The sequence below is a fragment of the Bacillus sp. CIS52 genome (genome assembly GCF_053545315.1).
This window is the reverse complement of the sequence record NZ_JBIUFR010000001.1, coordinates 838,223-864,914: the sequence shown is the minus strand read 5'-3', so window position 1 is coordinate 864,914 and position 26,692 is coordinate 838,223. Positions and strand designations below refer to the sequence as shown.

Genomic DNA, 26,692 nt, shown 5'->3' with positions numbered 1-26,692 from the left:
GTATTATACGGCGATAGCCCGTGACATGTGCGGATGTCATGCTTATTCTTGATCAAGCGGCGATGTGATATGGTCATTATATGTATCGACAAACAGCCGGCCGTTGCTTCCGCGCACCGCGTATACGACCTCTTCGGGTGTAAGGTTTCTCTTGTCCAATTCTTCTCTGAGCCATTTTTCCGATACGTGGTTTTCTTCGAAATTCTTCGTCACCAGCTGGCCGTCCATAATGAGCTCAACGGCAAAGTTCTTTTCGTGTCCTGCAAAAATGCCGAGATCCTGTCTTGTAACGGGCGCGAATTCCGGTTTGACCTCCACTGACATGCTGCCGTTGGTTTCAATGATGGCCGTCTGAACCTGAGAAATGTCAAATACATCATTTACACGAAGCTGCTGGTTCAGATAGTCGAGGGTATAACGCATCGTTTTCATATTATGCTCAAGTATTTTTCCGTTTTGAATGATGATGGTCGGTTTGCCCGCAAAGAAACCCCTGGCAGTTCTGTTTTTCATAGAAAGATATGCGACAAGATAAATGATGACCACGAAAATCGTGTAAGCACTGACAGTAAAATGAATCGGCAGTTTTGTATTAAACGACAGATTGGCTGTGATGGCGCCGAGCGAGATGGCCGCAATGAAATCAAAAAGCGTCATCTGTGATATGGTTTGTTTTCCGAGTATCCGGGCGCCGATAAACAAAATGCTGAACGACAGAATCGTTCGCACAATCACTTCGAGATATTCTGACATCATATTTAATCCTTTTTGTCTTTAATTTGGTCAAAAACGATATGTTTTAAAACAGTCATCCCGTTTTTACCAGCAGATGAGATTGGTCATTTTCGTCAACTTTCGATAAAATGTAGAAAGATAAAAAGAGAGGGGTCTTCTAATTTGGGTGTTGAGTTTTTAGTAGGCAGATCGGGGAGTGGGAAAACGAGGCTGATTATCGACAGCATTCAAGATGAACTGCGCCGGGAGCCGTTCGGGAAACCGATCATTTTTCTAGTCCCGGATCAAATGACGTTTTTAATGGAATATGAGCTTGCTAAAACGCCGGATATCGGCGGCATGATACGCGCTCAAGTGTTCAGTTTTTCGCGTTTGGCGTGGCGCGTGCTTCAGCATACCGGAGGCATGAACCGTCCGTTTGTGACGACGACGGGTGTGCAGATGCTGTTGAGGAAGCTGATTGAAGAGCATAAGCACGATTTTAAAGTGTATCAAAAAGCGAGTGACAAAACCGGGTTCACTGAGCAGGTGGAACGGATGCTGACAGAGTTTAAGCGTTACTGTATTGAGCCTGAAGACGTCCGCCGCATGGCGGAAAGCGGAACGGCGTCAGAATATCGCGGGGAGCGGATGCTGTCTGAAAAACTTCATGACTTAGGCATTTTATATCAGCAGATGGAAAGAAGCCTCGCCGGCCACTATCTGCATTCAGAGGATTATTTGACGCTGCTCGCCCAGCAGCTTCCATTAGCGGATGTTGTAAAAGGCGCCAGAGTTTACGTCGACGGCTTCTATCAATTTACACCGCAGGAATTAAGGGTGCTGGAGCAGCTGATCATGCATGCTGAACATGTCACATTCTCGCTGACGGCGGACAGCCCTTCGGGAGAACAGGCACCGGATGAGCTCGATCTGTTCAGAATGACGGGAAGCACATACTATAAGCTTTATCAGACAGCAAAAGAATTGAATGCCGATATTTCCTGCAAGGAACTGCATGGCACGAAACGGCATCAGCATGTGCCGGAGCTTGCCTGTTTAGAATCGCAGTACGATGTGCGTCCCGCCGCGGCGTATACCGGCAGGCAGGAAGCGTTTACCGTCATACAGGCACAAAACAGAAGAGCCGAGCTTGAGGGTATTGCCCGGGAAATTCAATCACTTGTCCGGGACGGAGGATACCGGTACAGAGATATGGCGATTCTCATCCGCCAGCCGGAAGATTATAAAGATTTGCTGAAGGAAGTGTTTGCAGATTACGGGCTTCCTTATTTTATTGACGGAAAAGCTTCTATGCAGCATCACCCGCTTATAGAATTCATCCGTTCAAGTTTGGATGTCGTGAAGGGGAACTGGAGATATGAAGCGGTGTTCCGCTGTGCGAAAACCGAACTGTTATTCCCGCTTGATCAGCCGGTGCAGAAAATAAGAGAGCAGGTCGATCAGCTTGAAAACTATTGTATCGCCTACGGAATTAAAGGGGAGCGCTGGACGAACGGCGAGCGGTTTGTATACAGGCGCTTCGTATCGCTCGATGAGGATTTCGCGCAGACGGATCAGGAAATAGAGATGGAGCAAATGCTGAATGAGACGAGAGAATGGATGGCCGCGCCCCTCGTCCGGCTTCAAAACCGGATGAAAAAAGCGAAAACGGTTCAAAGCATGGCGGAAGCTCTTTATCTCTTTTTGGAAGACACCGATGTTCCCCTGAAGCTGGACCGGAAAAGGCAGCAGGCCGAAGAGGCCGGAAACATGATTGAAGCGCAGCAGCACAGCCAGGCATGGGATGCCGTTATCCAGCTTCTCGAGGAGTTTGCCGGCATGATGGGTGAAGATGAAATGTCTTTGGCGCTGTTCCAGCAAATGCTTGAAACGGGAACGGAATCACTTCATTTTTCTTTAATTCCCCCTGCGCTTGACCAAGTGTTTGTAGGGAATATGGACCTGTCAAGAACGTACGGCACGTCCTGCACGTTTGTCATCGGGGCCAATGACGGCGTTCTTCCGGCGCGCCCGGATGAAAACGGCGTGCTGTCCGATGATGACCGGGAGTGGCTGAGAGCGGTCGGAGTGGAGCTGTCTTCCGCGGGGCGTGAGCGCCTGCTTGATGAGCATTTTCTCATCTATATGGCGCTGTCAAGTCCGTCTGACCGTCTGTATGTGTCATACCCGATTGCCGATGCGGAAGGAAAAACGCTCCTGCCGTCAATTGTTGTAAACAGGCTTGGCGAGCTGTTTCCCGACCATCAGGAAAAACTGTCGGCTGCTGATCCCGAGCAGGTAAGCGAAGAAGAGCAGCTTCAGTATCTCGTCAATAAACAGGTGGCGCAGACGTATACGGCAAGCCAGCTCAGGCTGTGGACAAGAGAGTATGAAATCAGTGATGTATGGTGGAGCGCATACAATGTGCTGATGAAAGAGCCTGATCACCGGCGCGCGAAAAAGCTGTTTTCAAGCCTGTTTTTCCGCAATGAGGCGAAGCGTCTTGAACGTCCTGTTTCGCGCCAGCTTTACGGCGAGCACATTAAAGGAAGCGTCTCCCGGATGGAGGCGTTTAATGCCTGCCAGTTTTCTCATTTTGCCTCTCACGGGCTTCAATTAAAAGAGCGGCAGTTTTTCAAGCTGGAAGCGCCGGATATCGGACAGCTGTTTCACTCCAGCCTCAAGCTGATTTCAGACCGGCTTCGTGAGCAGAAGCTGGAATGGCGCGATCTGACGAAAGATCAGTGCCGGAATTTCTCCTATGAAGCGGTGGAACGGCTTGCGCCAAGGCTGCAAAAAGAAATTCTGCTCAGTTCAAACAGACACTTTTATGTGAAGGAAAAACTGCAGAAGATCGTCACGCGTGTCTCAGGCATATTAAGCGAGCATGCGAAGGCGAGCGGTTTCGTCCCGATCGGCCTTGAACTCGGCTTCGGGGGAAACGGTCCGCTGCCTCCGCTCACTTTCACGCTGAAAAACGGCTGTACGATGGAACTCGTCGGCCGGATCGACCGCGTGGATAAAGCGGAAAGTTCAAAAGGCCTGCTGCTTAGAATCGTGGATTACAAATCAAGCGACAAGGGGCTTGATCTGGCTGAGGTATATTACGGGCTCGCTCTGCAAATGCTCACGTACCTTGACTTATCGATTACACATTCAGCGGATTGGCTCGGCATGAAAGCGACACCCGCAGGCGTTTTGTATTTCCATATCCATGATCCGATGATTCAGGCCAGTCTGCCGATGGGGCTTGATGAAATCGAGCAGGAAATTTTCAAGAAATTTAAAATGAAAGGCCTTCTCCTCGGTGACCGGGAGGCAATCAGCCTGATGGACACGACTTTGGAGGAAGGACGTTCAAATATCATTAATGCCGGTTTGAAAAAGGACGGTTCTTTAAGATCCGATTCAGCCGCAGTCAGCGAACAGGATTTTCATCTCCTGACAGACCATGTGCGGCGGACATTTGAACAGGCGGGCGAAGCGATAACGGACGGGCTTGTGTCCATTACCCCGTATAAGCTGAAAGATAAGACGCCTTGTACGTACTGTGCGTTTAAATCGGTGTGCCAGTTTGATGAGTCTCTTAAGGAAAATGAATACCGCAGCCTGAAAGCGGAAAAAGACGGCACCATACTGGATTGGCTGAAAAAGGAGGCGGATGATGATGCAAATTCCTAAACCGAAAGACAGCATATGGACGGATGACCAATGGAGCGCCATCGTTTCTTCCGGCCGCGATATTCTGGTCGCTGCCGCAGCCGGATCAGGTAAAACCGCCGTGCTCGTGGAACGGATGATCAGAAAGATAACCGCGGAGGAAGATCCGGTTGATGTTGACAGGCTCCTTGTGGTGACCTTTACAAACGCCTCAGCAGCGGAAATGAAGCATCGGATCGCTGAAGCATTAGAAAAAGAGCTCGCCAAAAATCCGGGATCTCTCCATATCAGACGGCAGCTCTCTCTATTAAATCGGGCGAGCATTTCGACGCTGCACTCTTTCTGTCTGCAGGTGCTTAAAAAATATTATTATATGATTGATCTTGACCCGGGCTTTCGGATGGCTGATCAGACGGAAGGCGAATTGCTCGGAGACGAAGTCCTTGATGAGCTGTTTGAGGATGAATACGCAAAAGGGAGTCAGGCGTTTTTTGAGCTTGTGGACAGATATACGACGGACAGGCATGATTTGGATCTTCAAGATCTCGTCAAGCGGGTGTACGAGTATTCACGGTCTCATCCTGATCCTGAAGCGTGGCTGAAAAGCTTTGTCCGCCTATATGATGTGACGGAAGAAAGCAAAATGGAAGAGCTGCCGTTTTACGAGTATGTGAGAGAAGATGCTGAAATGGCGCTCTTCGGGGCAAAGCAAAAGCTTGAAAAGGCGCTTGAACTGACAAAAGCGCCCGGCGGGCCGGCGCCGCGCGCTGATAATTTTCTGGATGATCTTCAGCAGATAGAAGAGCTGATCAGCTGCCGGCATGACTTTGAGGCGCTGTATGAACGGGTTCCCGCGGTCACATTTAAGCGGGCTAAGGCGGTAAAAGGTGATGAATTTGACAAGGCGCTTTTGGATGAAGCGACCGATTTGCGAAACGGCGCGAAAAAACTGATCGAAAAATTAAAGACCGATTACTTTACAAGAAGCCCGCAAGATCATTTAAAGAGTTTAACAGACATGAAGCCTGTCATTGAAACGCTCGTTCAGCTCGTGATTTCGTACGGAAAACGATTTGAAGCGGCGAAACAAGAAAAATCAATCATTGATTTCTCAGATTTGGAACATTACTGTCTGGCGATTTTAACTGCGGCTGATGAAGACGGCCGGCGGGTGCCGAGTGAAGCGGCAGTTTATTATCAAGAGCAGTTCCATGAGGTTCTGGTTGATGAATATCAAGATACCAATCTTGTGCAGGAATCTATTCTGCAACTTGTGAAAAGCGGGAATGAAGAGGCGGGAAATCTGTTTATGGTAGGCGACGTCAAACAATCGATCTACCGTTTCAGACTTGCCGAGCCGCTGCTGTTTCTCGGGAAATATAAAAGGTTTACAGAAAGCGGGGAAGGCGCGGGACAGAAAATTGACCTGAACCGAAACTTCCGCAGCCGCTCCGATATTTTGGACAGTACGAATTTCTTGTTTAAGCAGCTGATGGGCGGCAAAATCGGCGAAGTGGACTACGATGAACAGGCGGCATTGAAGCTCGGTGCGTCGTATCCGCCGAATGACGCGGCGGAAACGGAACTGCTGCTGATTGACAGTGCTGATGATGCAGACAGCTCCGAGGATGCCGAAGATTTTGAAACCGTGCATTGGGAAGCAAAAGCGATAGCCGGGGAGATCCGGAAGCTTGTCTCATCTCCGTTTAAGGTCTATGACGGCAAAACCAAAACACACCGGAATATCCAGTACCGGGATATCGTGATTTTGCTGCGTTCCATGCCATGGGCGCCGCAATTGATGGAAGAACTGAAAAACCAGGGCATTCCGGTGTACGCCAATTTGACGTCAGGTTATTTTGAAGCCGTGGAGGTGGCTGCGGCGCTTTCGGTCTTAAAGGTGATTGACAACCCGTATCAGGATATTCCGCTTGCTTCCGTACTGCGCTCGCCCATTGTCGGCTGTGACGAAAATGAACTTGCGCTGATACGCCTGGAAAAGAAAAAAGCGCCGTTTTATGAAGCGCTGAAAGCATATATAGCGAACGGTGACAGACATGACGAGCTGTATCAAAAGCTGAGAACATTTTATGACAATCTGCAAAAGTGGCGGTCATTCTCGACGAATCATTCGGTAGCTGAGCTGATTTGGGAAGTATACCGCGATACCGGATATTTTGATTATGCAGGCGGCATGCCTGGCGGAAAGCAGCGCCAGGCCAATCTGCGCGTCTTCTATGACCGGGCGCGCTCGTACGAAGCGACGGCGTTCCGCGGGTTATTCCGCTTTTTGCGGTTCATTGAACGGATGCAGGAGCGCGGCGATGATCTGGGGACGGCGCGGGCGCTCAGCGAGCAGGAGGATGTCGTTCGGCTGATGACGATCCACAGCAGCAAAGGACTTGAATTCCCCGTCGTTTTCACCGCCGGACTCGGCAGAAGTTTTAATATGATGGATCTCAACAAATCATACCTGCTTGATAAAGAGCTCGGTTTCGGAACAAAGTATATTCATCCGGAACTCAGAATCAGCTATCCGACTCTCCCGCTTGTGGCGATGAAGAAAAAAATGCGCAGAGAGCTCTTATCAGAAGAATTGCGCGTGTTATATGTGGCGCTGACAAGAGCGAAGGAAAAGCTGTTTCTCATCGGTTCCTGCAAAAACCGGGAAAAACAGCTGGCCAAATGGCAGGCGCAAGCGGACAGGGCCGATTGGCTTCTCTCTGAATTCGACCGCTATCAGGCGGCATCTTATTTGGACTTTATCGGGCCGGCGCTTATCCGCCACCGTGACATGGAGGCGCACAGGCCGCCGGGTCTTTCGGCTCCGGAGGATATCGCGCACGACCCGTCCCGTTTTCACATCCGGATGCTGCAGCAAAGTGAACTGCTGGAAGATAACCCAAAAGAACGTGCTGAAGAAAAGAACAAACGTCTCAAGGCGATTCAGCAGGGCGAGCCGATTCCTGATTCGTTTTCATTTGATGATCAGGCGCGCCGTCTCCTTCAATGGGAATACCCGTACCGAGAGCTGACGGCTATCAGAACGAAGCAGTCAGTTTCTGAGCTGAAGAGAAAGCAAGAATACGAGGATGAATACAGCGGCCGCTCCCTCATCAAACCGTCAGGGGACACTCTTTTATACAAGCGTCCCAGTTTTATGATGAAAAAGGGGCTGACGGCCGCGGAAAAAGGGACGGCGATGCATACGGTGATGCAGCACATACCGCTGACGCACGTTCCGACTGCCGAAGAAGCGGAGCGGACGGTTCGGACGCTTCACGAAAAAGAGCTGCTGACAGAAGAGCAGCGGGACGCTATTGATATCGACGACATTATACAGTTTTTCGAAACTGAAATCGGGAAAGACCTTCTCGGGGCGCGGCGGATTGATCGGGAGGTGCCGTTCAGTATGGCGCTTCCGGCCGGCGAAGTGTACAAGGAAGCAAAAACGGCCGGTGAACCGCTGCTCGTGCAGGGGATTATTGACTGCCTCTACGAAACGGCGGACGGACTCTATTTGCTGGACTATAAAACGGATCGGATAGAGGGGAAATTCCGGAACGGATTTGAAGGCGCGGCCCCGATCCTGCAAAAAAGGTATGAAACACAAATCGAATTGTATACAAAAGCGATTGAACAAATTACAAAAACGAAAGTGAAAGGGCGTGCGCTCTATTTCTTCGATGGAGGTCACGTTCTTACACTGTAATAAGATCCGAAGCTCCTTTTTGGAGCGGATCTTTTTTTCTATCAGAAAAGTGAGGTGAATGCGGTATGCGCATTTTACATACAGCTGACTGGCATCTCGGCAAAACGCTTGAAGGCAGAAGCCGGCTGAGTGAGCAGGCCGAGGTATTGGAAGAGCTGAATACCATTGTCAAAGAAGAAAACATTGATGCGGTCATTATGGCAGGAGATGTATTTGATACGGTCAATCCGCCTGCGCTCGCTGAACAATTGTATTATGAAAGTCTTTCCGCGCTTTCTGACGGCGGAAAACGCCCGGTTGTCGTCATTGCCGGAAACCATGACAATCCTGACAGGCTGGCGGCGGCTTCTCCGCTAACAGATGAGCGGGGCATTCATTTAATCGGCTATCCGCGGACAGAACCGGTGCATATTGAGGTGCCGTCGGCGGACGAGCTGTTAGCCGTAGCTGCGCTGGCCTATCCGTCAGAAGCGAGATTAAACGAAGTGCTGTCTGATACGTTTGAGGAAAAGCTTCTTCGCGATCATTACGATGTGAAAATCAGAGAGGCGTTTGCCCGCATGTGCGGTCTGTGCCGGGATGATGCCGTGAAAGTCGCGGCGAGCCATATTTATGTCGCGGGAGGAAATCAGACCGATTCAGAGCGTCCGATTGAAGTCGGGGGCGCCTACACGGTCGCCGCTGAAAGCCTGCCGGCTGATGCGGCTTATGTGGCCCTCGGCCATCTCCACCGTCCGCAAACGATTAAGCGCGCCAAAACGGCTGCCCGCTATTCCGGCTCTCCGCTGGCATACAGCTTTTCAGAAGCCGGTTATGCCAAATCGGTGACGGTGGTAGAAGCGAAGCCTGGCGGAGAAGCGAAGTGGGAAGAGATTTTTCTGTCCTCGGGTAAACCGCTCGTCAAATGGAAAGCGCAGGGGCTGAGCGAGGTTCACGGCTGGCTTGATGAAGGGCGTGACCGGAATGCCTGGATCGATCTTGATATCCATTTGACGGATCAGCTTTCTCTTGAGGAAATTCACCGGCTGCGAAAGGCGCATCCCGGCTTTATCCATATCAGGCCGGTTTTTGAAGAAAAAGAGACAGGCAATGACCGGATTGAAGTGAAGCACATATCAATTGAGGACCGATTTAAGAAGTTTTATGAAAAACAAACAGGCGGCGCCGTGCCGGATGAGGAGATGATCAAGCTGTTTTTAGAGCTTGCGTCAGCAGATGATGAGGAGGATGCGACATGAAGCCGATTCTGTTAACGATAAAAGGGCTTCACAGCTTCAGAGAGGAACAGACGATTGATTTTGCCGGACTGTCCGGAGCAGGCGTGTTCGGAATTTTCGGCCCGACGGGAAGCGGGAAGTCGTCGATCCTTGATGCTATGACACTCGCTTTATACGGAAAGGTGGAGCGTGCCGCAAATAATACGCACGGCATCCTGAACCATGCCGAAGATCAGCTCGCCGTCTCTTTTACATTCGCGCTTCAATCAGGCCACCGGGTGTCCTATAAGGTCGAGCGCGTTTTTAAGAGAACGGATGAAACGAAAGTGAAAACCGCCCTCTGCCGCTTAATTGAAATCAAAGACGAACAAACCGTGCTTGCTGATAAAGCGAATGAAGTGAACAAAAAGGTGGAAGAGCTTCTTGGCCTGACCATTGACGACTTTACAAGAGCCGTCGTGCTGCCGCAAGGAAAGTTTGCCGAGTTTCTGTCGCTTAAAGGCGCGGAAAGAAGACATATGCTGCAGCGTCTTTTTAATCTGGAACAGTACGGGGACAGGCTTGTCAAAAAACTGCGGAAGCGCGCGCAGGAAGCGGCGGCGAAAAAAAATGAAATGCTTGCCGAACAATCCGGCCTCGGAGACGCGGGAGAAGATGCGCTGAAGCAGGCGGAACAGCAGTTTCACGAAGCGAACGAACGGCTTGAAGCAGCTGAGAAGAAACGGGTCCGGGCAAAAGAGCGTTTTGAAAGTCACCAGGAGATTTGGAACCTGCAGACAGAAAGAGATGAATATGAGCGCCGCCGGGAAAAGCTTGAGGAAAGGCGCCCGTATATCACGGATTTGACTGAGCGTCTTAAAGAGGCGGAAACCGCTCTCGTCCTTGAGCCGTATGCAGAACGCTATTCGGAAGCCGTACGCCGGCAGCAGCGCGCCGAACAGGAGCACGAACTGGCCAAACGGAAATCAGAGGCGGAAACCGCTTCATTTACCCGGCAAAATGAAGCCTATGAAGCGTGGCGGGTTCATAAGGCTGAACAAGAGCCGAAGCTTGTCAAGGAAGAAGAATTGTATCAAAGATTGTCAGCCGTTGAACAAAAGCTGCTTGAAGCAAAAAAAGAAGCGGAAAAAACAAAGGCGGAGCACCGCAAAAAAGAGGAAGAATACGAAGCCGCCTCGAAACAGCTGAACGCAGTGAAAGACCGCCTGATCCGCGGCCAAAACAGGCAGAATGAGCTGAAAGAAGAGCTGAAGGCAGTTCAGGTGACCGCTGATGAACGGAAAAAATGCCAGACCGCCGCACAGCTGTCAGCCGGCTTTCAGCAGACACAGGAACAGATCACGAAAGAACGGGCCAATCTGACAACGCAGATGAAGAACATGGAGAAGCTGAACGGAGAAAGCGAGGCGCTCAGCGCAAAAGCGAAAACGGAAGAAGAAGACATTACGCGCGCTTATCAAACGCTTCAAACCGTTTACCATATGGTCTGTGAAACGGAACGTTCACTAAAAGCCGCAGCCGAACGGGCCGGCAAAACGCAAGCCGACCTGCGCAAGCGCTCAGAGGAAGCGAGAACGGCTGCATTAACAAAAGAATTATCGGAAAAACTGATTGAAGGAAAGCCTTGTCCTGTATGCGGCTCGACGCAGCATGACCGTCTGCGCTCCGCTCATGAAACACATTCGCCAGATACGGATGTGCAGGAACGTTTGCAGCAGGTTGAAGCGCTGCTGTCCGAGGCGGCGGCTCTTTCTCAGGAAGTGCTGACAGCCAAGGTTGCATTAGAAGAGCAGTCGGGGCGTTTTACCGAAGAATGTCCGTTCCTGCAAAGCGCCCGGACCCCGGAGCTGGAAGCCGCTTCTTCCATCAGCGGCCGTCCGCTTGATGAAGCGTTCAGCGCCGTCCGCTTGGAATGGAAACAAATGAAGCAGGATATGCTGTCGGTAAAAGAGAAGGTCACGAGACTGATCAGCGCGTATCAGCAGACGGTGAAACAAGCGGAGCAGCTGGCTGAACGAATCCGCTATGAGGAAAAAGAAGCCGAGCGCCTCAGACATTCATTACAAGAGCTTGAATCGCTTTCAGAAAGCCGCTTAAATCAGTACAACGAAGTCTGCGGGGATATTCCGGTAAATGAGGTTGACGCCTGGCAGGCTTCGATAGACGATAAAGACCGGCAGGCGGAAGAGTTTGAGAAGCGCATTGAAACAAGCATCGCATTTCTCAAGGAACATGAAGAAGAAAAAGAGCGGCTGCAGGAGAAGAAGCATCAGCTTGAACGGGAACGGCTCGAGCTTCACTATGCATCAGAGCGCCTGCAGCAGGTGATTGACGAGTATGAACAAGAGCTCGGCACGGCAGCAGAAGAAACATCAATTTCCGCAAAGCTTGAAGCGGTGCGGCAGGAATTACAGCTGTTAAAAACGAAAGAACAGTCCTTATTCGATGCACTGAAGCAGGCTCAGCAATCACTGAATGACGCAAAAGGCCGGGAATCCGGAAGTCTCATGTCACTGCGGGACGCTGAATCCGCCCTTGAGAAAGCGCAAAATGACTGGCGCGTGAGATCAAAAGATACCGGGTTTGCCGAGCCGGACCAAGTCAAAAAAAGCCTGCTTCCGCAAACCCGCGCGGAGGAAATGAAAACAGAAATTGATGAGTTTCTGGACACCTCAAAGCAGCTTTCGGCAAATATCCGCCGTGTCACTGAAAAATTAGCTGACCGCCGGGTAACGGAAGAAGAATGGACAGCATCGGTTTCTCTGCTGAAGCAGGCGGAGGCTGAGTCAGCCGCAGCCATGGAGGAAAAGGGCGCCCAGGCAAAAGCCTTTGCGGTTATGCAAAAACAGCATAAGCGCTTTAAAGAAATTGAAGTCGAACTGAAAAGCTGGCAGACACAGATTGACAGACTTGATAAGCTGCAGTCTGTATGCAAAGGCAATACATTCGTCGAATTTTTAGCGGAAGAACAGCTGGAAAGCGTGGCCCGGGACGCCTCTGCCCGGCTCGGAGCACTGACAAGGCAGCGGTATGCCATTTTAGTCGATTCAGAAGGCGGCTTCGTTATGCGCGATGACGCGAACGGCGGCGTCAAACGGCCCGTATCAAGCCTTTCTGGGGGGGAGACGTTTCTGACATCGCTGTCGCTTGCGCTTGCTTTGTCCGCCCAAATTCAGCTGCGGGGTCAATACCCGCTGCAATTTTTCTTCTTAGATGAAGGATTCGGGACGCTTGACCAAGGGCTTTTAGACACCGTTGTCACAGCGCTGGAAAAGCTGCAATCGGATAATTTGTCCGTCGGGGTGATCAGCCATGTGCAGGAGCTGAGAGCGCGCCTGCCGAAAAAATTAATCGTTCATCCGTCTGAACCGGGCGGAAAAGGCACCCGGGTCACGTTGGAGATCATGTAAGAAAGGAGAAGGGATTATGGCCGATTCTGCCGAGGGCACATGTGAATTATGCGGCCGCCGCCATGTGCGGCTGACAGAGCACCACTTGACGCCTAAGGAAGAAGGCGGGACATTCCTTCCGACCGCAATGCTCTGCATCCCTTGCCATAAACAAATTCACGCCCTTTATACGAACCGGGAGCTTGCGGCAAGGCTTGCGGGAATAGAAGAGCTGCGGCATGATCCGAAACTTGCGCGGTTTGTGAAATGGATCAGAAAACAGCCGCCGGAAAAGCTTGTGAAAACAAAAAAAGCAAAAGAACGAAAAAAACGCTGAACAAAAAAGCAGCCCTCTCTTTAAAGAGCGGCTGCTTTTTATGCGTTTCCGGCCACATTCTGATCGCTGACATCGGGGTCTATATAGTTTGTCGCATTGACAACGTTGTTTAATAACAGGAAATCTCCGGTATTGCCTGCTCCCGAACCGAGCGCAGATTTAGAAGAGCTTTTTGGAGAAAGGTAAAAGGAATCACCAAAGTTTACGACTCCGCCCGATATGGAATTGATAGCTATAGGTCCGGTAATTGCTGGCATAAACGACACCCTTTATAGAAGTCTCACCGTCATTATATGTCAAGTCTGCGGCGATTGTGAGCTCGGTGACTCGATCTGCCTAATATGTTTCAGCCTCGAATCGCCCAGCACGACCGACGTCGATCCGATTTGAACCACGGACGCTGACGTTACCCCTTGGACTTTCACATTTCTTACCCGAATCGAAGGGTTTTCATGGCTGAATGCACTTTGAACCCCCGTTTCCGGTAACGGCATGACGGCCGGCTGCCGAAAGATCTGGTATTCTTTTGTGTTAAACGAGCCCTCATCGTCTCTGTATACAGCAACACTGCGCTGATCGGCCAATACTTTGACCTTCATATTGATTTCATTCGAATCGCCTGCTTGAAAAACACTCCCCATCCCGATTGCATTGACTTTGGCGCTCCTGAGGCGTGAAATCCGCTTTAACATTATTCCGGCGCCAGCGGCACAAGAGGCCCGATAATGAGAGATTCCGGAGGCGTGTCAAAGATGGAGGACAGATAGACGGAATCGGTATCGCCGATTAATAATAAGGCTGAACTGGAAACACCGGTAGACCGGATGTCGCCGACTTCAATATTCCGGTTAATCACTGTAAAAATCATGACGGATCATCACCTTTCATTTCACCTGGTATGTGTTTAATAAAATGCTCGACGGCCCTGACAATATCACGCTTCACGTGTTCGGCAATCTGCTCGGCGTATTGCGCTGGCGGCGTGTTTTCTTCTTTCGGGACTTGGGACAGATAATACTTAATCCGGCTGTCCATCTGCTTTCTGATATCTTCTATAATATGATATTTGTTCGTTTCGTCCAGCCTGCTCTCATACTGTGTTTCGAGCTGTTCTAACAGCACGGGGATTTCTTCATTCAGGTACATATCGACGTTTTGACGGATTTGCTGCATTTGCTGGCCCGCCTGTTCCTGCTGCATCATTCCGACCTGCGGAGATGTCTGGCCGACTTCAAAATTTTGCACGGCATTCGGATCAGTCGGATTCAATCCGATATTCAGCGTTCCTTCCAGCCGTTCAATTTTCAGCTGATCAAATTTATACTCGAGCCGATCAATCCTTGTGGAAGGCTGCTGTTTCAGCGTTGATATTTCACTCTGAAATTCTTTCAGCTGCCGTTCGAGCTCCTGAATCTGAAGCGCCTGCTGCTGGACGAAGGAATTTAAATTCTGCAGGTAGGATGAAACCGATTGATCATACATGACATTCACCTCGCGTCTCGTTTCTTTCATTAAACTACCGACTTAGCGGTGGCTGAAGCGGTACAAATGATGAGGCGCCGGGGCCTCCCCCTGTTGTTACAGTCTGCTGCCCCGCGGTGACAGGCGGCGCCGGCTCTACATAACTCCCTGTGTTATACAGATTGGAAAGAGATTTAATTGAACCGGCGCTCCCGATTTGCAGTATGGAGGAATTGCTGACAGATTCTACACGCATGTAATTGATATGGATCGACTGATTGACGTAAAAATTCATACGGCGCCTCCTTTATGCGTTACCTGCCATCGGCTGATCGATTACATCATTATCGTACACATTCGTTGAATTCCTGTAATTCGTCAGTGTGAGATTGTCTCCGGTATTAAAGCTGCCCGCTCCGGCAAATGTCTTAACCTCTGCTTTTGGAGAAATGGTGATGCAGTCGCCTATATGAACGACTCCGCTCGTACCGACGGCATTAATTTTAAACGCTCCGACAATTGCGGGCATACGAGCACATCCTTTTCGTGAAGATTTTAATGAAATACACTCCAGGAGCTTATTTGGGATGCCTGCCTAAAATAGCTTATGACAAACGCACATTTTTGTGAGCGGAAAAAACTTTAGACATAAAAAAACAAATGGTTCAGATCTATATACATATCATGTTTATGAGAAAGCCTGTTTTTTTCCTGCTGTGTAATCCGGCTGAATCTGTGCGGCCGGGTTCATCCCGCCGTCTTTCGTTTGTTGGATGAGCCCGCCCCGGCACCCGTTTAAGAGGCTGTCCAGCTCCTGGCTGCACCTGATGGTCTCCGTCGCATTGATTCCGAATTTTTGCGCTGTCTCGAATAAAGTCAATCTTTTTTCTTCAATTTTTCTGTTCATCGTGCGATCTCCAATTCTCGATTATTTTGGAAAACATAGGATGATAATAGTATAACCTATTTTGGCTGGGAAGGTTTTATTTCGTCAATATGACTAAAAAAGTGACAATTTTTGATACTCTTTTACGATGATATTCAGCCTGTTCAAAAGAGGAATTTCCCGCCTGCAGAAAGAATACATAAAAGATGCCAGATTTAAAAATGATGGGGGATTAACATGAAATTTGCGACAGGGGAACTGAACAGCCGGAAATTTGTCGGTCTGATCATTGATGATGACAAAATCTTAGATCTGCAAAAGGCTGAAAAGAAACTGTTTGAACTTGAGACGATTCCGGGTTCGCTGATCGAGTGCATTCAAAAGGGGGAAAAGTTTGTCAATCATGCCGGACAGCTTGCGGAATGGGCGAAAAAACCGAATGATGAGTCGGGTTCATTTATGTATGCGCTGTCTGACGTGAAGCTCTGCGCGCCTATTCCGAGACCTTCAAAGAACGTGATCTGCATCGGGAAAAATTACCGTGATCATGCCGTTGAAATGGGAAGCGAGGCGGATATTCCGGAGCATCCCATGGTCTTTACAAAAGCCCCGACCGCCGTTACGGGTCACGGAGAAACGGTGAAAAGCCACTTGGACGTAACGGAGCAGCTTGATTATGAAGGGGAGCTTGCGGTTATCATATCAAAAAGCGGATCGCACATCTCCAAAGAACATGCGCTCGATCATATATTCGGCTATACCATAGTAAATGATATAACAGCGCGCGATCTGCAGAAAAAGCATCAACAGTTTTTCATCGGCAAAAGCCTTGATACGACATGCCCGATGGGACCGGTTATTGTACATAAGTCAGCTGTCAGTGATCCGCAAAGCCTGCAAGTTGAAACGCGGGTCAACGGGGAACTGCGCCAATCAGGATCAACGGGCGACATGATTTTTCCGATTGCTGAATTAATCGAGACGCTGTCAAAAGGAATGACGCTTGAAGCCGGGGACATTATCGCGACGGGGACGCCGTCCGGTGTCGGGAAAGGATTTAAGCCGCCGACATTTTTACAGCCGGGAGACCGCATTGATATTACAATTGAACCGATCGGCACGCTGTCGAACCAAATCGGATAATTGAGTGTTTTTCTTGAGAATGATTATGCTCACAGCGGCTTGTTGTGGTACCATAAGTGAGGCAGATTGATCTGATAGGGGGAATTGAACATAATGACACATTGGCATATTACTTCATGGGTCGTTGCGCTTATCCTGGTGTTTGTCAGCTACGGGCTGTACGGCTCCGGAAAAGCGAAGGGCGCAAAAATAACGCATATGATTCTGCGCTTATTCTACATTATTATTATTTTGACCGGCGCTGAACTGTTTGTCCGTTTTGCGAATTGGAACGGAGAGTATGCCGGAAAAATGCTGCTCGGCATCATTACCATCGGACTGATGGAAATGCTCGTCATCCGCAAGAAAAAAGGCAAATCGACCGGAGGACTGTGGATCGGTTTTATTATCGTGCTCATCCTGACGGTGCTTCTCGGCCTTCACTTGCCGATCGGCTTCCGCATATTTTAATCAATCGCTTGAAAACCCGGATGCAATCCGGGTTTTTTATTTATGCATACATTCTGCGCAACTGGGCCGCTGAATGAGAAATGCAGTGACAGGGGGATGCTGATGAGGCGAAGGAGATGTGCAGGATGCCAAAAGCGTCAATCACTCTTGTGACCGCAAAAGCTACGGCTGTGAAGGGTAAAAGCGGGCGTCAATCAGCGTAAAAAACAGGCGGCACCTCTTTAAAAGGCACCGCCTGTTTTTTACGCTGTTCCGCCGTGTTTGGCCGCTGAATACATAATGGAGCGCCGCCCGTCAGATGCCGTCCATTCAAATCTGTCATGCTTACCCGGGCTGCCGCGGTGATGCTGCAGGGCGCATTGGGCGTCATCTGCCGAAAAGTGATAAAACGAGACCCCGTCACCGGAAAACAGCGGCTGATTGTAGGAAAATACGCAATCATATACAGACAGGCCGAACCCGTGCAGATGGCTGAGAAACAGCAGAAACGTTTCATCGTCCAGCGAATCGAGCAAGGTTAACAGCGGCCGTTTGACTGCCTTCTCATACCGGATCTCTTCTCCGCCGAACAGGGCAACCGTGTCTGCGCCGATTTCGGCTGAAGCGCCGTGAATCTGGGCCGGCTGCCATCTGCCGTCACGTTTCATCAAGACGGCTGCGTTTCCTAGACTGTCTGCCAGCAGGATATCGCCCTCATCGTTTTCGACGAGACAGATGCCGTCTTCTATTATCAGAGTGCCGCGCCCCCATTTGTTTTTTTCTGAGAAAAGCTGTTTTCGTTTCATATCCGTGCCGGTCTCCTTTGTTTGTTTCTTCTCTTCCGTTCTTTCCAAATCAGGCTTGTCTCATACAACTCTTAGTGGGACAAATCAACTATCTGCGTTTCTTTGCATAAACTGGGTAAAGTGCTGATAGAAACGAATTTGATACCGACAGAAACGGGATTGGAGCTGATATCACATGTGTGGAATTGCGGGTTGGGTCGATTTTCAAAAGCAGCTCGTCCAAGAGAAACATATTATGAACAATATGATAGACACTCTTTCAAAACGAGGGCCTGATGATTCAAACGTCTGGGGAGAGCCCCATGTTTTATTCGGACATAAACGACTTTCGGTCGTAGATATTGAAGGCGGCCGCCAGCCGATGGGCTGCACGCATCAAGGGGAAACATACACCATCATTTATAATGGCGAGCTGTATAATACGGAAGAATTGAGGAGGGAGCTGCAGGCGAGGGGCCACCGTTTTGAGCGGACCTCTGATACAGAAGTGCTGCTGCACAGCTATATTGAGTGGCGGGAGGAGTGCGTTGACCGCTTAAACGGTATTTACGCTTTTGCCATCTGGGATGAAAAACGGGAGCGGCTGTTTGGGGCAAGAGACCGGCTCGGCGTCAAACCGTTTTTTTATAAAGAACACGGCTCTTCCTTTCTGTTTGGATCGGAATTGAAGGCCATCCTTGCCCATCCGGATGTGAAAGCCCGCACAGACAGCAGCGGACTTGCGGAAGTTTTCGGGCTCGGGCCGTCCAGAACACCGGGCTGCGGGGTATTTAAAGGAATTCACGAGGTGCGTCCCGCTCATGCGTTCACTTTTTCAAAGGACGGTTTGTCCATATGGCGTTATTGGAATGTAAAAAGCGAAAAGCATACAGACAGCTTCGATGACACCGCAGCTCACATTCGGTACTTATTTCAGGATGCAGTAACGCGCCAGCTCGTATCTGACGTGCCGGTTTGCACGTTTTTGTCCGGGGGGCTTGATTCGAGCGCGATTACCGCGATAGCCGCCGCTCATTTTGAGAAAGAAGGCAGAGACCCCCTCCATACTTATTCCATTGATTATGAGGAGAACGGCAAATTCTTTAAAGCGAGTTCATTTCAGCCGAATGATGACGGCCCGTGGATCGATAAAATGACAGCTGCATTCGGCACACAGCACCATAAGTGTGTGATTACGCAGGATGAGCTGGTTGAACATCTGGAGGAATCCGTTCTCGTCAGAGACCTGCCGGGCATGGCGGATGTTGATTCCTCGCTGCTGTGGTTCTGCCGTGAAATTAAAAAAGATTTTGTCGTGAGCCTTTCCGGGGAATGCGCGGACGAAATTTTCGGCGGATATCCATGGTTTCACACCGCGGCGGAAGAAGACGGATTTCCTTGGATGAGATCCACTGAGGAGAGAATCACCCTCTTGGACGAAAAATGGCAAAAACGGCTGAACCTAAGAGAATACGTGAATGCGAGATATGAAGAAACCATTGCGGAAACGCCGCTGTTAGACGGTGAGACGGGAATAGACAAAGCGAGACGGCAGCTTTTCTACTTAAATATGCTTTGGTTTATGACAAATCTGCTCGACCGCAAAGACCGCATGAGCATGGGGGCAAGTCTGGAAGTGCGGGTGCCGTTCGCCGATCACAGACTTGTAGAATACGTCTGGAACATCCCTTGGGAAATGAAAATGCACGGCAACAGGGAAAAAGGCATTTTGCGGAAGGCGCTTGAAGGGCTGCTTCCGGAAGAGGTTCTGTACCGCAAAAAAAGCCCTTATCCGAAAACCCACCATCCGAAATACACACAAGGGGTCACAGAGTGGCTGAAAACGATTTTGCAGCATAAAGATTCCGTGCTTCACACCCTGCTGGACAGAAAGAAGCTGGAAATGCTGCTGGAGACAGAGGGTTCGTCTTTTCAGGTTCCGTGGTTCGGCCAGCTGATGAAAGGCCCGCAGCTGATCGCCCATCTTGCCCAGATCCATACATGGTTTGAGGCGTATCGTATCGATATAGAAGAATAACAGTGCCGCGACCGGTTTCCGCTGAGGATATCGGTCTTTTTATTGTGAAACATATGGTACACTAAAAAACAGAGGAGTGATACCATGACCGAATACGAAACATGCGCGCAGCTTGCCGAGGCGCACTTTCCTTTATATAAACGGATCTTTTCATCTCTGCCCCCAAAAAACAGAGGGGCCGCGTGGGCGGTGCTGGCTTTGTTTCATGAAGCTGAGCAGCTTGCGGATGTCCGGGAGTTTGAGGGATTTGAACAGGCAGCACAAGACTTTATGAACGGGACAGGCGCCGACGGCTTTTTGTGGAAAGCGCTCGCCGATGTGAAGCAGCAATTTGCACTCGAAGAAGAACCGTTACGTGAGTTTATCGCCGGTCAAAGGTCTGACAGAGAAAAAGAGACCTGCCAAGAGTTTGACGACCTGCTGATGTACGCGGGCCAAACAGGCGGAGCCCTCGGCCTACTTCTGCTGCCGGTTTGCGCTCGCCGAAATCAAGAGAAACTCCGCCATGCAGCCGTTTCATTAGGAGCTGCCATTCAGCTGAGCCGGGTTCTCATCGGGGTCTGTGCGGATGAGCGGATGAAAAAGCGCCTTCCGCGTCAGGTGATGGCGCAATTCGGCTATACGGAAGAAGAGCTGGAGAACTGCACGATCAACAAAGCTTTTGTGAATGTATGGGAGTATATCGCATTCGAAGCCGAGGCGTATTTTGAGGAGGCGTCTGAAGAGCTGGAGCTGTTTCCGTTATACTCAAGGCCCGCCGTTACCGGTTTGCTGACTCATTACCGGTCAGAGCTCGAAAGCATGAGAAAACGGCTTTCTCAAGCATAAAAAAAACGCCCCGGCTTCATAATGAAGCTTCGGGCGTTTATGCAATCCCTTTTTGAATCCAAATCCGTGACCGCCATCTTCTGTACATGAGAATGCCTCTGACCCATTCATCCGCGATAAATGAAATCCAAATCCCCATAAGACCCAATCCGAAATGGATGCCGAACAGGTAAGCGAGAGGCAGACCGATGCCCCACATGGAAATCATCGCCATATAGACGGGGAATTTTGCATCTCCGGCAGCCCGGAGCGAGTTGATGATAATGACATTAAATGAACGGCCGGGCTCAAGAATGATCGTCATGGCAATCAGCATGCTCGCCGTCGCAATAATATCAGGGCTGCTTGTGAAAATTCCGATCAGCTGCTTTGAAAACAAGGTCATGATAACCGATGTCATTGCGGCAATGCCAAGCGCCCAGTACAGGCTTTTCATACAGCGGTCATAAGCGTCGTCAAACTGTTTGGCGCCGATGTACCTGCTGATCAAAATCTGAGTGCCTTGGCTGATCGCCGTTCCAAACAGCAGGATAAACATGGTGATGTTTTGTGTATATACCTTTGTTGTAAGCGCCTGGGCGCCCATAATGGCGATAAAATAAGTGACAACCATTTGTGAAATGTTATAAGACAGCTGTTCACCTGCAGACGGAATCCCGATTTTCAGGAGTTTCCGCAAGTGCTCTTTATGAACATGAAAGATCTTTTTCCATGTCAGACCGAGTCCGATACGTTTTTTGACGATCACAACCATAGCGATCAGTCCGATGATCCGTGCGATGGACGTTGACATCGCAACTCCGGCGACGCCCAGCACCGGCAGGCCGAGCGGCCCGAAAATGACAAGAAAGTTTCCGGCAATATTTAATATATTCATCCCAATCGTAACGAACATCGTATCTTTCGTATGGCCGTAGCTTTTTAAAATGGCGCTGAACGTCATAATCAGTGCCTGAATAAATGACAGCCCGCCGACCACCTGCAAAAAGACTTTGGCATCCGGCATCAATTCATCGGAAAGACCCATGACATGAAGCAGCGGAACGGCCGCGAAAAACACGGCGGCGCTGATGGCGAGACTGATGACGAAGTTCGCTCCTATCGATACATAAGCCACTTCCTGCGCTTCTTTTTTCTGTTTAGAGCCTAAAAACTGCGAAATCACAATTGTCGTACCCGTTGCGATAAAGCTAAACATCACGATAATTAAATTTAAGATCTGATTGCTGACGCCCACGGCCGCCACACTGTTGTCAGAGTATTGGCTAAGCATAAGAGTGTCGGCGTTTCCCATAAACATATATAATGAAACCTCAATAAAAATCGGCCAAGTCAGCGCGTATAATGAGAGTTTGTGATCAGAAGATTGTTTGAATGCAGCCCGTTTTAAAAGCGCTTGTTTCATTTCTTTTAACCCCTTTCCTGACAAAATCAACGTTTAACAGTGTACCTCCATTTTCTTATAATAAAAAGGGATAGAAACGAAACTTCTTGCAAAAATCCGACTTAAAAAGGAGGGCCGAAAATATGACCTTTCTCGAGTTCACAGTCCCTCCGTTCCCGGTCTTTATCGCTGCGGGAGAAGGGGTGTTCAAAAAAGGCGAAACCCATGTGAGACGGGTCTTCCCGGTGTTTGATCTGCTGTATGTGAAAGAAGGCGTCCTTCACATTACAGAAAGCGAAAACGCCTTTTCCGTTGAAGCCGGAGAATATATTCTGCTCTCTCCCGGCCTTGAACATTACGGAACAAAAGGCAGTGAAGAAACGACCTCCTATTCGTGGCTTCATTTTGAGGGAGCGGATTATGAGGTGGCGGAAACAGCGGGTAACAACTGGGCGGAGCTGAGGCGGAAAAAAGGCAGTTTTGAAGAGCCGGCCCGCTATCGCCTGTCCTTGCCGCAAAAAGGAAAAGTGAGGCGCCCGCAGTTTATGGCCGGGCAATTCAGTGTCTTGACAGATGACAGCGCTGAGAACTCCGACCTGCCGCTGAGAAAGCAAATTTTGTTTGAGGAGCTGCTGCTTCACCTTCAAAAGGAAGCGTTCCAAATACCGTCCGCACAGGAAAGAGTCGCATGGGAGGCCGCCCGGTACCTTCAGGAGCACTATCAGGAGAAAACAACCATCAAAGCGCTCTCTTCGGCTCTTCATTACAATCAAGACTATGTGACCCGCTGTATGCAGCAGGTGCTCGGCGTCACGCCCGGCCAGTATACGAACAAAGTCAGAATGACGGAGGCGAAGCGTCTTTTGTCCGCAACCAATGACAAAATGGGGGCGATCGCGGACGCCATCGGCATGGAGGACCCGACCTACTTTTCTAAGCTGTTTAAACAGATTGAAGGCATTTCGCCGCTTGAATACCGCAAATTCGTAAGCCGGAAAACGGACTGACCTAAAACCAGAGAACAGAAGAGGGATCAGCAAGCATGAAGATGCCACGATTAACTTAGAAATCGGGATCGTAGCCACGGAATCTTTTAAAACCGGAAGGCCTGTAAAGCTTACCCCAGGCGCTTCCAGCTATGCCTTATGATAGATTCGAAGTAAAAAAGCAAAGGCTCAGCTGGCCTTTGCTTTTTTATGATTCGTATGAAAAAAAAATGTAGTCAGTCGGCACGCCTTTATACCCCATTTGATGAAGCATCGCCGTTATATTGCCGCGATGGTATGTGCCATGATTCACAACATGGCGGATCACATCGGCATATGTCGTCTGGAGCGATCCCAGACGCGGATGGGAAATGGAGATCGGACTTTCCGGGTTCTCCAATTTTCTTAAAAATTCTTTGTATTCTTTGTCCAGCTCAGTCATTCTATGTTCAATCGCCGCAAAATCTCCGTCGAGCTTTTCAAATTGGTCAAATTGCGAGACGATTTGTTCGTAAGTTTCTCCGTAAAGCACGTGAAGCCAGATGAAATCAGCCCGGTATATATGCACAAGCACGGCGTTCACAGTCGGAAAAACACTTTGCAGTTTCTGCTGTATGCTTGCCTGAGGCACGGTCTTCAGATGCTGGATGACTTCCTTATTCGCCCATCTGTGATAGTGATAAAGCTTTACAATGTCTGACACTCCAATTCCCCCTTTTCCTTTCGATACATTCAACATGGCTTGGGAGAATTCCTTTTATCTGAGTAGAAAGCGCCGCAAAATAAAAAGCCGCACCCCACATTACCAATGCCGAGCAGCCGGCCTCCTGTATACGCCGTTTCGTTTGATAAAAGGTCACGTCACAATGGCCCCGAGCGCTTCTGCGAATGTAACGGCATGCGCCGGAGAGATTCGGCATCCTTTCAGCTTCTCAAGTGAGACATGCAGGTGATCAAATGTGCACGTGCTGATATCCATGTTAAAAAGGGACGTGCCGATGAAGTTTGCGCCGTTCAGATCACATGCCTCAAGATCTGTGTGTTCAAGCGCGGCATCATTCCACTCGCTTTCTGTAAGAGTGCACGTGTCGAACCGGACATGCTTCATATTGGAATAGCTGAAGGAGCTGTAATTTGCGAGGCAGTCTTCAAACTGTACGTTGCGCATGGCGGAATCGGCCAGATTCAAGCCGAGAAGTTTTGAATGCTGAAAGACCGTTCTATGGATGATGCTTCCGCTGAAATCTGCGTTTGAAACATCACATTTTTCAAACAAGACATCCGTACATTCCATATGTCTGAAAGAGACATCTGTAAAAACGGTATTTCTGAAAATGACTTTTTCGGCGCGCAGGCCGTGCAGTTTGCCGCTTATGATGCCGTTTTCAATGACCGCTTCTTTGATCTGATCGTCTTGAAGCGCTTCAGCGAAAGAAAGCACCGGCAGCTCTTTCGGGATTTTCGGTTTTTGGATCGTATTCATCTCATACTCCCTTTTCATAAAAAATAGCTGATCAGCAGTTGACAGATATCGTTTCATACCCGGTGTCCTTGCCGAATTGCATGTTGCTTCATGAACAAAGGGTAATAAAAAAGCGGGGAGGCGTCAATACGGAAGCTGATGAAAAAGCCCTCAGAGGGTGCTTCTCTGGGGGCTTTTTCTGTTTCAGGAGAGTTCTTTATACATGATCACATGGGGGCCGATGCCGGGTATGTCAAAGGGGCCGCCGGTGCTTTGCCAGCCGAGCTTTTCGTAATATCCCTTTACGTGACATCTGGCGTTGCACCAGACAAGCGCCGCCATGCCGCGCGGTACGCCGTGTCTTCTGCTGTGATAAAAAGCCGCCTGTCACATCAGGCGGCCTCTTGATTATCAATGTAAATATACATCGGCCCGCTTTTCATCCTTTTGCTTAATATAAGCAGCGAGCTCTGACGTCAAATCAGAACGGAGAAACGGGGTGATTAAATAAATTCCGTTGAACAGTTCACACGCCGTGTCAAGAAGCGACTTGGCGATGGCGAGGCCCTCGGCTTTCTGCTTCCGTTTGTCTTCGCCGGCGAGCGCCATTTTTTCGCGGATGCTGTCAGACAGCTTAATGCCCGGGATTTCATGATGAATGAACTCTGCATTGCGGCTGCTCGTTAACGGCATGATTCCGATATACACCGGTGTTTTGAGATGTTTTGTTTCATGATGAATGTCAATGAGCTGCTGCTCTGAGTAGACAGGCTGAGACACGAAGTAGTCAGCGCCGCACTCGATTTTTTTCTCCAGCCGTTTTACGGCCTTATCCAAATGACGGACATTCGGGTTAAATGCCCCCGCTACGGAAAAGTTTGTTTTCTTGCCGAGCGGTTTCCCCGATAAAGAAATGCCCTCGTTGAATTGTTTAATCAGCCTGATCAAGTCAAAGGACGTTAAATCATAGACGGAGGTAGCCCCCGGAAAGTCGCCGATTTTTGAAGGGTCGCCGGTGATAGCTAAAATGTCGGTAAGCCCGAGCGTATCCAGTCCCATTAAATGTGACTGAAGGCCGATGATGTTGCGGTCTCTGCATGTAATATGGACGAGAGAACGGATATCAAGGCGCTCTTTCAGCAATGAACCGCAGGCGGCATTGCTGATTCTCGGTGTCGCCAATGAATTGTCGGCGAGCGTCAGCGCTTCTATGCCGGTTTCCTTTAATTCAGCCGCCGCTTGCAGAAATTTGTCAAAATTCAATTTTTTCGGCGGGTCAAGCTCTACGATAATTGACCGTTTTTGCGCGGCGATTTCGTTTAAACTCGGCTCGGTCCGTTCATCCCGGACGGAGATGACTTCTTCTTCCCGTCTGATTTTCACTTCTTTATCAGTGACCGGTGAAAGTCCGCGCACCGCTTCAGCCATGGCTCTGATATGGTTGGGCGTCGTGCCGCAGCAGCCGCCGATTATGCGAGCGCCCTGAGTGCGGAATTGTACGGCGCTTTCCCGGAAATAGGCATCGTCCGTATCATAAACAAGCCGGCCTTCTTCTAAGGACGGAAGGCTGCTGTTCGGATAGACCGATAAATAAGCGTCACGGAAAATCGGCACTTCGGTGAGCGCTTCAATCATGTGGTACGGGCCGAGCCGGCAATTGATTCCCGTTATATCAGCGCCGAGATCGGCAATTGACCTGAGAGCTTCCCGAAGCGGCGTTCCGTCCTGAAGCACGCCCTGTTCGTGCATGGATACGTTCAGCATGATCGGAAGTTCCGTTTCTTTTCTGGCGATCTTCAGCACTTCGCGCGCCTCTTCTAAATCATAGTATGTTTCCAAAAGCAGGCCGTCCGGCTCTTCGTGCAGCAATAAATAAAGCTGCTCCCGAAAGCTGCGTTTAATCTCTTCAAGGCTGTAGGCGTTTTTGTTAAAGGTGCGGATGCCGCCCATCGTTCCCAATACATAAGCGCCGTCTGAGGAAGCGCGCGCGATTCTGACCGCCTCCTGATTGATTTTTTTCGTTTCATCCTCAAGGCCGTATCTGGAGAGCTTAATAAAATTCGCGCCGTACGTGTTCGTCTGGATGATATCTGCACCGGCTTCCACGTATGCCTTATGTATCCGCTTGATCTCATCGGGCTTAGATACATTCAGTTCCTCAAAACATCTGTCAATGCCGTAGGAGTAGAGGAGAGTGCCCATCGCGCCGTCTCCGATTAAAATCCGTTCTTCTAAGTCTTGTAATAGTCCCATTGTTT

23 protein-coding genes and 1 pseudogene are annotated in these 26,692 nt (G+C 49.6%); 10 read left to right on the top strand and 14 right to left on the bottom strand.

Annotated features, from left to right (window positions below; translation table 11 throughout):
* Window positions 1-42: 42 nt before the first annotated feature.
* Window positions 43-756 carry a DUF421 domain-containing protein gene (locus tag ACH32G_RS03915; protein ID WP_016938292.1) on the bottom strand — a complete coding sequence of 238 codons (714 nt, stop codon included), beginning with the start codon at window positions 754-756 and terminating at the stop codon, window positions 43-45.
* A gap of 141 nt (window positions 757-897) precedes the next feature.
* Between ACH32G_RS03915 and addB the strand changes: the two genes are divergently transcribed.
* The 5 genes from addB (at window position 898) to ACH32G_RS03890 (ending at window position 13,032) form a co-directional block, all read left to right on the top strand.
* Window positions 898-4,398: a helicase-exonuclease AddAB subunit AddB gene (gene addB, locus ACH32G_RS03910; RefSeq protein WP_448814012.1), complete on the top strand. Its 3,501-nt coding sequence runs from the start codon at window positions 898-900 to the stop codon at window positions 4,396-4,398.
* Window positions 4,385-8,089: a helicase-exonuclease AddAB subunit AddA gene (gene addA / locus ACH32G_RS03905; RefSeq protein WP_448814278.1), complete on the top strand. Its 3,705-nt coding sequence runs from the start codon at window positions 4,385-4,387 to the stop codon at window positions 8,087-8,089. The genes addB and addA overlap by 14 nt, the downstream gene beginning before the upstream one ends.
* A 65-nt stretch (window positions 8,090-8,154) precedes the next feature.
* Window positions 8,155-9,327, top strand: a complete 1,173-nt coding sequence (sbcD, locus tag ACH32G_RS03900) for an exonuclease subunit SbcD (protein ID WP_415272621.1) — start codon at window positions 8,155-8,157, stop codon at window positions 9,325-9,327.
* Window positions 9,324-12,716, top strand: coding sequence for an exonuclease subunit SbcC (gene sbcC / locus ACH32G_RS03895; protein WP_448814011.1), 3,393 nt, complete (start codon window positions 9,324-9,326; stop codon window positions 12,714-12,716). Before sbcD ends, sbcC begins: the two co-directional genes overlap by 4 nt.
* 16 nt (window positions 12,717-12,732) lie before the next feature.
* The gene (locus ACH32G_RS03890) at window positions 12,733-13,032 is read left to right on the top strand and encodes an HNH endonuclease (RefSeq protein ID WP_188153886.1); all 300 of its coding nucleotides are present in this window, start codon (window positions 12,733-12,735) and stop codon (window positions 13,030-13,032) included.
* 38 nt (window positions 13,033-13,070) lie between these two features.
* Here the strand turns inward: ACH32G_RS03890 and ACH32G_RS03885 are convergent, their stop codons facing one another.
* The 7 genes from ACH32G_RS03885 to ACH32G_RS03855 all read right to left on the bottom strand — a co-directional run bounded on the left by ACH32G_RS03885 (window position 13,071) and on the right by ACH32G_RS03855 (window position 15,400).
* The gene (locus ACH32G_RS03885; protein WP_013351765.1) at window positions 13,071-13,289 is read right to left on the bottom strand and encodes a spore germination protein; all 219 of its coding nucleotides are present in this window, start codon (window positions 13,287-13,289) and stop codon (window positions 13,071-13,073) included.
* A gap of 39 nt (window positions 13,290-13,328) precedes the next feature.
* Window positions 13,329-13,724, bottom strand: a complete 396-nt coding sequence (locus ACH32G_RS03880) for a spore germination protein GerPE (protein ID WP_047476744.1) — start codon at window positions 13,722-13,724, stop codon at window positions 13,329-13,331.
* Complete coding sequence (locus tag ACH32G_RS03875) at window positions 13,724-13,900, bottom strand: hypothetical protein (protein ID WP_016938285.1); 177 nt, start codon at window positions 13,898-13,900, stop codon at window positions 13,724-13,726. The genes ACH32G_RS03880 and ACH32G_RS03875 overlap by 1 nt, the downstream gene beginning before the upstream one ends.
* Window positions 13,897-14,514, bottom strand: a complete 618-nt coding sequence (gerPC, locus tag ACH32G_RS03870; protein WP_016938284.1) for a spore germination protein GerPC — start codon at window positions 14,512-14,514, stop codon at window positions 13,897-13,899. The genes ACH32G_RS03875 and gerPC overlap by 4 nt, the downstream gene beginning before the upstream one ends.
* 34 nt (window positions 14,515-14,548) lie before the next feature.
* Window positions 14,549-14,788, bottom strand: a complete 240-nt coding sequence (locus ACH32G_RS03865) for a spore germination protein GerPB (RefSeq protein ID WP_198698660.1) — start codon at window positions 14,786-14,788, stop codon at window positions 14,549-14,551.
* 12 nt (window positions 14,789-14,800) lie between these two features.
* Window positions 14,801-15,022, bottom strand: coding sequence for a spore germination protein (locus ACH32G_RS03860; RefSeq protein ID WP_003155135.1), 222 nt, complete (start codon window positions 15,020-15,022; stop codon window positions 14,801-14,803).
* Between the two features lie 159 nt (window positions 15,023-15,181).
* A complete protein-coding gene (locus ACH32G_RS03855) occupies window positions 15,182-15,400 on the bottom strand; it encodes an aspartyl-phosphate phosphatase Spo0E family protein (protein ID WP_016938281.1) in 219 nt (72 codons plus the stop codon).
* Between the two features lie 216 nt (window positions 15,401-15,616).
* Between ACH32G_RS03855 and ACH32G_RS03850 the strand changes: the two genes are divergently transcribed.
* Together ACH32G_RS03850 and ACH32G_RS03845 are read left to right on the top strand one after the other, a co-directional pair.
* On the top strand, window positions 15,617-16,522 hold the full coding sequence (locus tag ACH32G_RS03850; RefSeq protein ID WP_016938280.1) for a fumarylacetoacetate hydrolase family protein: 906 nt from the start codon (window positions 15,617-15,619) through the stop codon (window positions 16,520-16,522).
* A 93-nt stretch (window positions 16,523-16,615) separates the two neighbouring features.
* Window positions 16,616-16,972 carry a YisL family protein gene (locus ACH32G_RS03845; RefSeq protein ID WP_016938279.1) on the top strand — a complete coding sequence of 119 codons (357 nt, stop codon included), beginning with the start codon at window positions 16,616-16,618 and terminating at the stop codon, window positions 16,970-16,972.
* A 242-nt stretch (window positions 16,973-17,214) separates the two neighbouring features.
* Here the strand turns inward: ACH32G_RS03845 and ACH32G_RS03840 are convergent, their stop codons facing one another.
* Window positions 17,215-17,757 carry a DUF2777 family protein gene (locus ACH32G_RS03840; RefSeq protein ID WP_095241032.1) on the bottom strand — a complete coding sequence of 181 codons (543 nt, stop codon included), beginning with the start codon at window positions 17,755-17,757 and terminating at the stop codon, window positions 17,215-17,217.
* A 175-nt stretch (window positions 17,758-17,932) separates the two neighbouring features.
* On the opposite strand from ACH32G_RS03840, the gene asnB reads away from it, so the two are divergent.
* Both asnB and ACH32G_RS03830 read left to right on the top strand, forming a co-directional pair.
* On the top strand, window positions 17,933-19,774 hold the full coding sequence (gene asnB, locus ACH32G_RS03835; RefSeq protein ID WP_198698663.1) for an asparagine synthase (glutamine-hydrolyzing): 1,842 nt from the start codon (window positions 17,933-17,935) through the stop codon (window positions 19,772-19,774).
* An 84-nt stretch (window positions 19,775-19,858) separates the two neighbouring features.
* Window positions 19,859-20,602: a squalene/phytoene synthase family protein gene (locus tag ACH32G_RS03830; RefSeq protein ID WP_016938276.1), complete on the top strand. Its 744-nt coding sequence runs from the start codon at window positions 19,859-19,861 to the stop codon at window positions 20,600-20,602.
* Window positions 20,603-20,639: 37 nt separating this feature from the next.
* Here ACH32G_RS03830 and ACH32G_RS03825 read toward each other — a convergent pair whose 3' ends face one another.
* Window positions 20,640-22,007: an MATE family efflux transporter gene (locus ACH32G_RS03825; protein WP_448814010.1), complete on the bottom strand. Its 1,368-nt coding sequence runs from the start codon at window positions 22,005-22,007 to the stop codon at window positions 20,640-20,642.
* A 122-nt stretch (window positions 22,008-22,129) separates the two neighbouring features.
* Between ACH32G_RS03825 and ACH32G_RS03820 the strand changes: the two genes are divergently transcribed.
* The gene (locus ACH32G_RS03820; protein WP_099745127.1) at window positions 22,130-22,993 is read left to right on the top strand and encodes an AraC family transcriptional regulator; all 864 of its coding nucleotides are present in this window, start codon (window positions 22,130-22,132) and stop codon (window positions 22,991-22,993) included.
* A 187-nt stretch (window positions 22,994-23,180) separates the two neighbouring features.
* On the opposite strand, the gene ACH32G_RS03815 is transcribed toward ACH32G_RS03820, so the two are convergent.
* The 4 genes and pseudogenes from ACH32G_RS03815 to ACH32G_RS03800 form a co-directional block, all read right to left on the bottom strand.
* The gene (locus ACH32G_RS03815) at window positions 23,181-23,675 is read right to left on the bottom strand and encodes a DinB family protein (RefSeq protein ID WP_099745128.1); all 495 of its coding nucleotides are present in this window, start codon (window positions 23,673-23,675) and stop codon (window positions 23,181-23,183) included.
* 153 nt (window positions 23,676-23,828) lie between these two features.
* Complete coding sequence (locus tag ACH32G_RS03810; RefSeq protein WP_448814009.1) at window positions 23,829-24,455, bottom strand: pentapeptide repeat-containing protein; 627 nt, start codon at window positions 24,453-24,455, stop codon at window positions 23,829-23,831.
* 183 nt (window positions 24,456-24,638) lie between these two features.
* Window positions 24,639-24,767 (bottom strand): annotated as a pseudogene (locus ACH32G_RS03805) (GNAT family N-acetyltransferase); the annotation flags it as partial.
* A 78-nt stretch (window positions 24,768-24,845) separates the two neighbouring features.
* A complete protein-coding gene (locus ACH32G_RS03800; protein ID WP_448814008.1) occupies window positions 24,846-26,687 on the bottom strand; it encodes a bifunctional homocysteine S-methyltransferase/methylenetetrahydrofolate reductase in 1,842 nt (613 codons plus the stop codon).
* Between the last annotated feature and the right edge of the window lie 5 nt (window positions 26,688-26,692).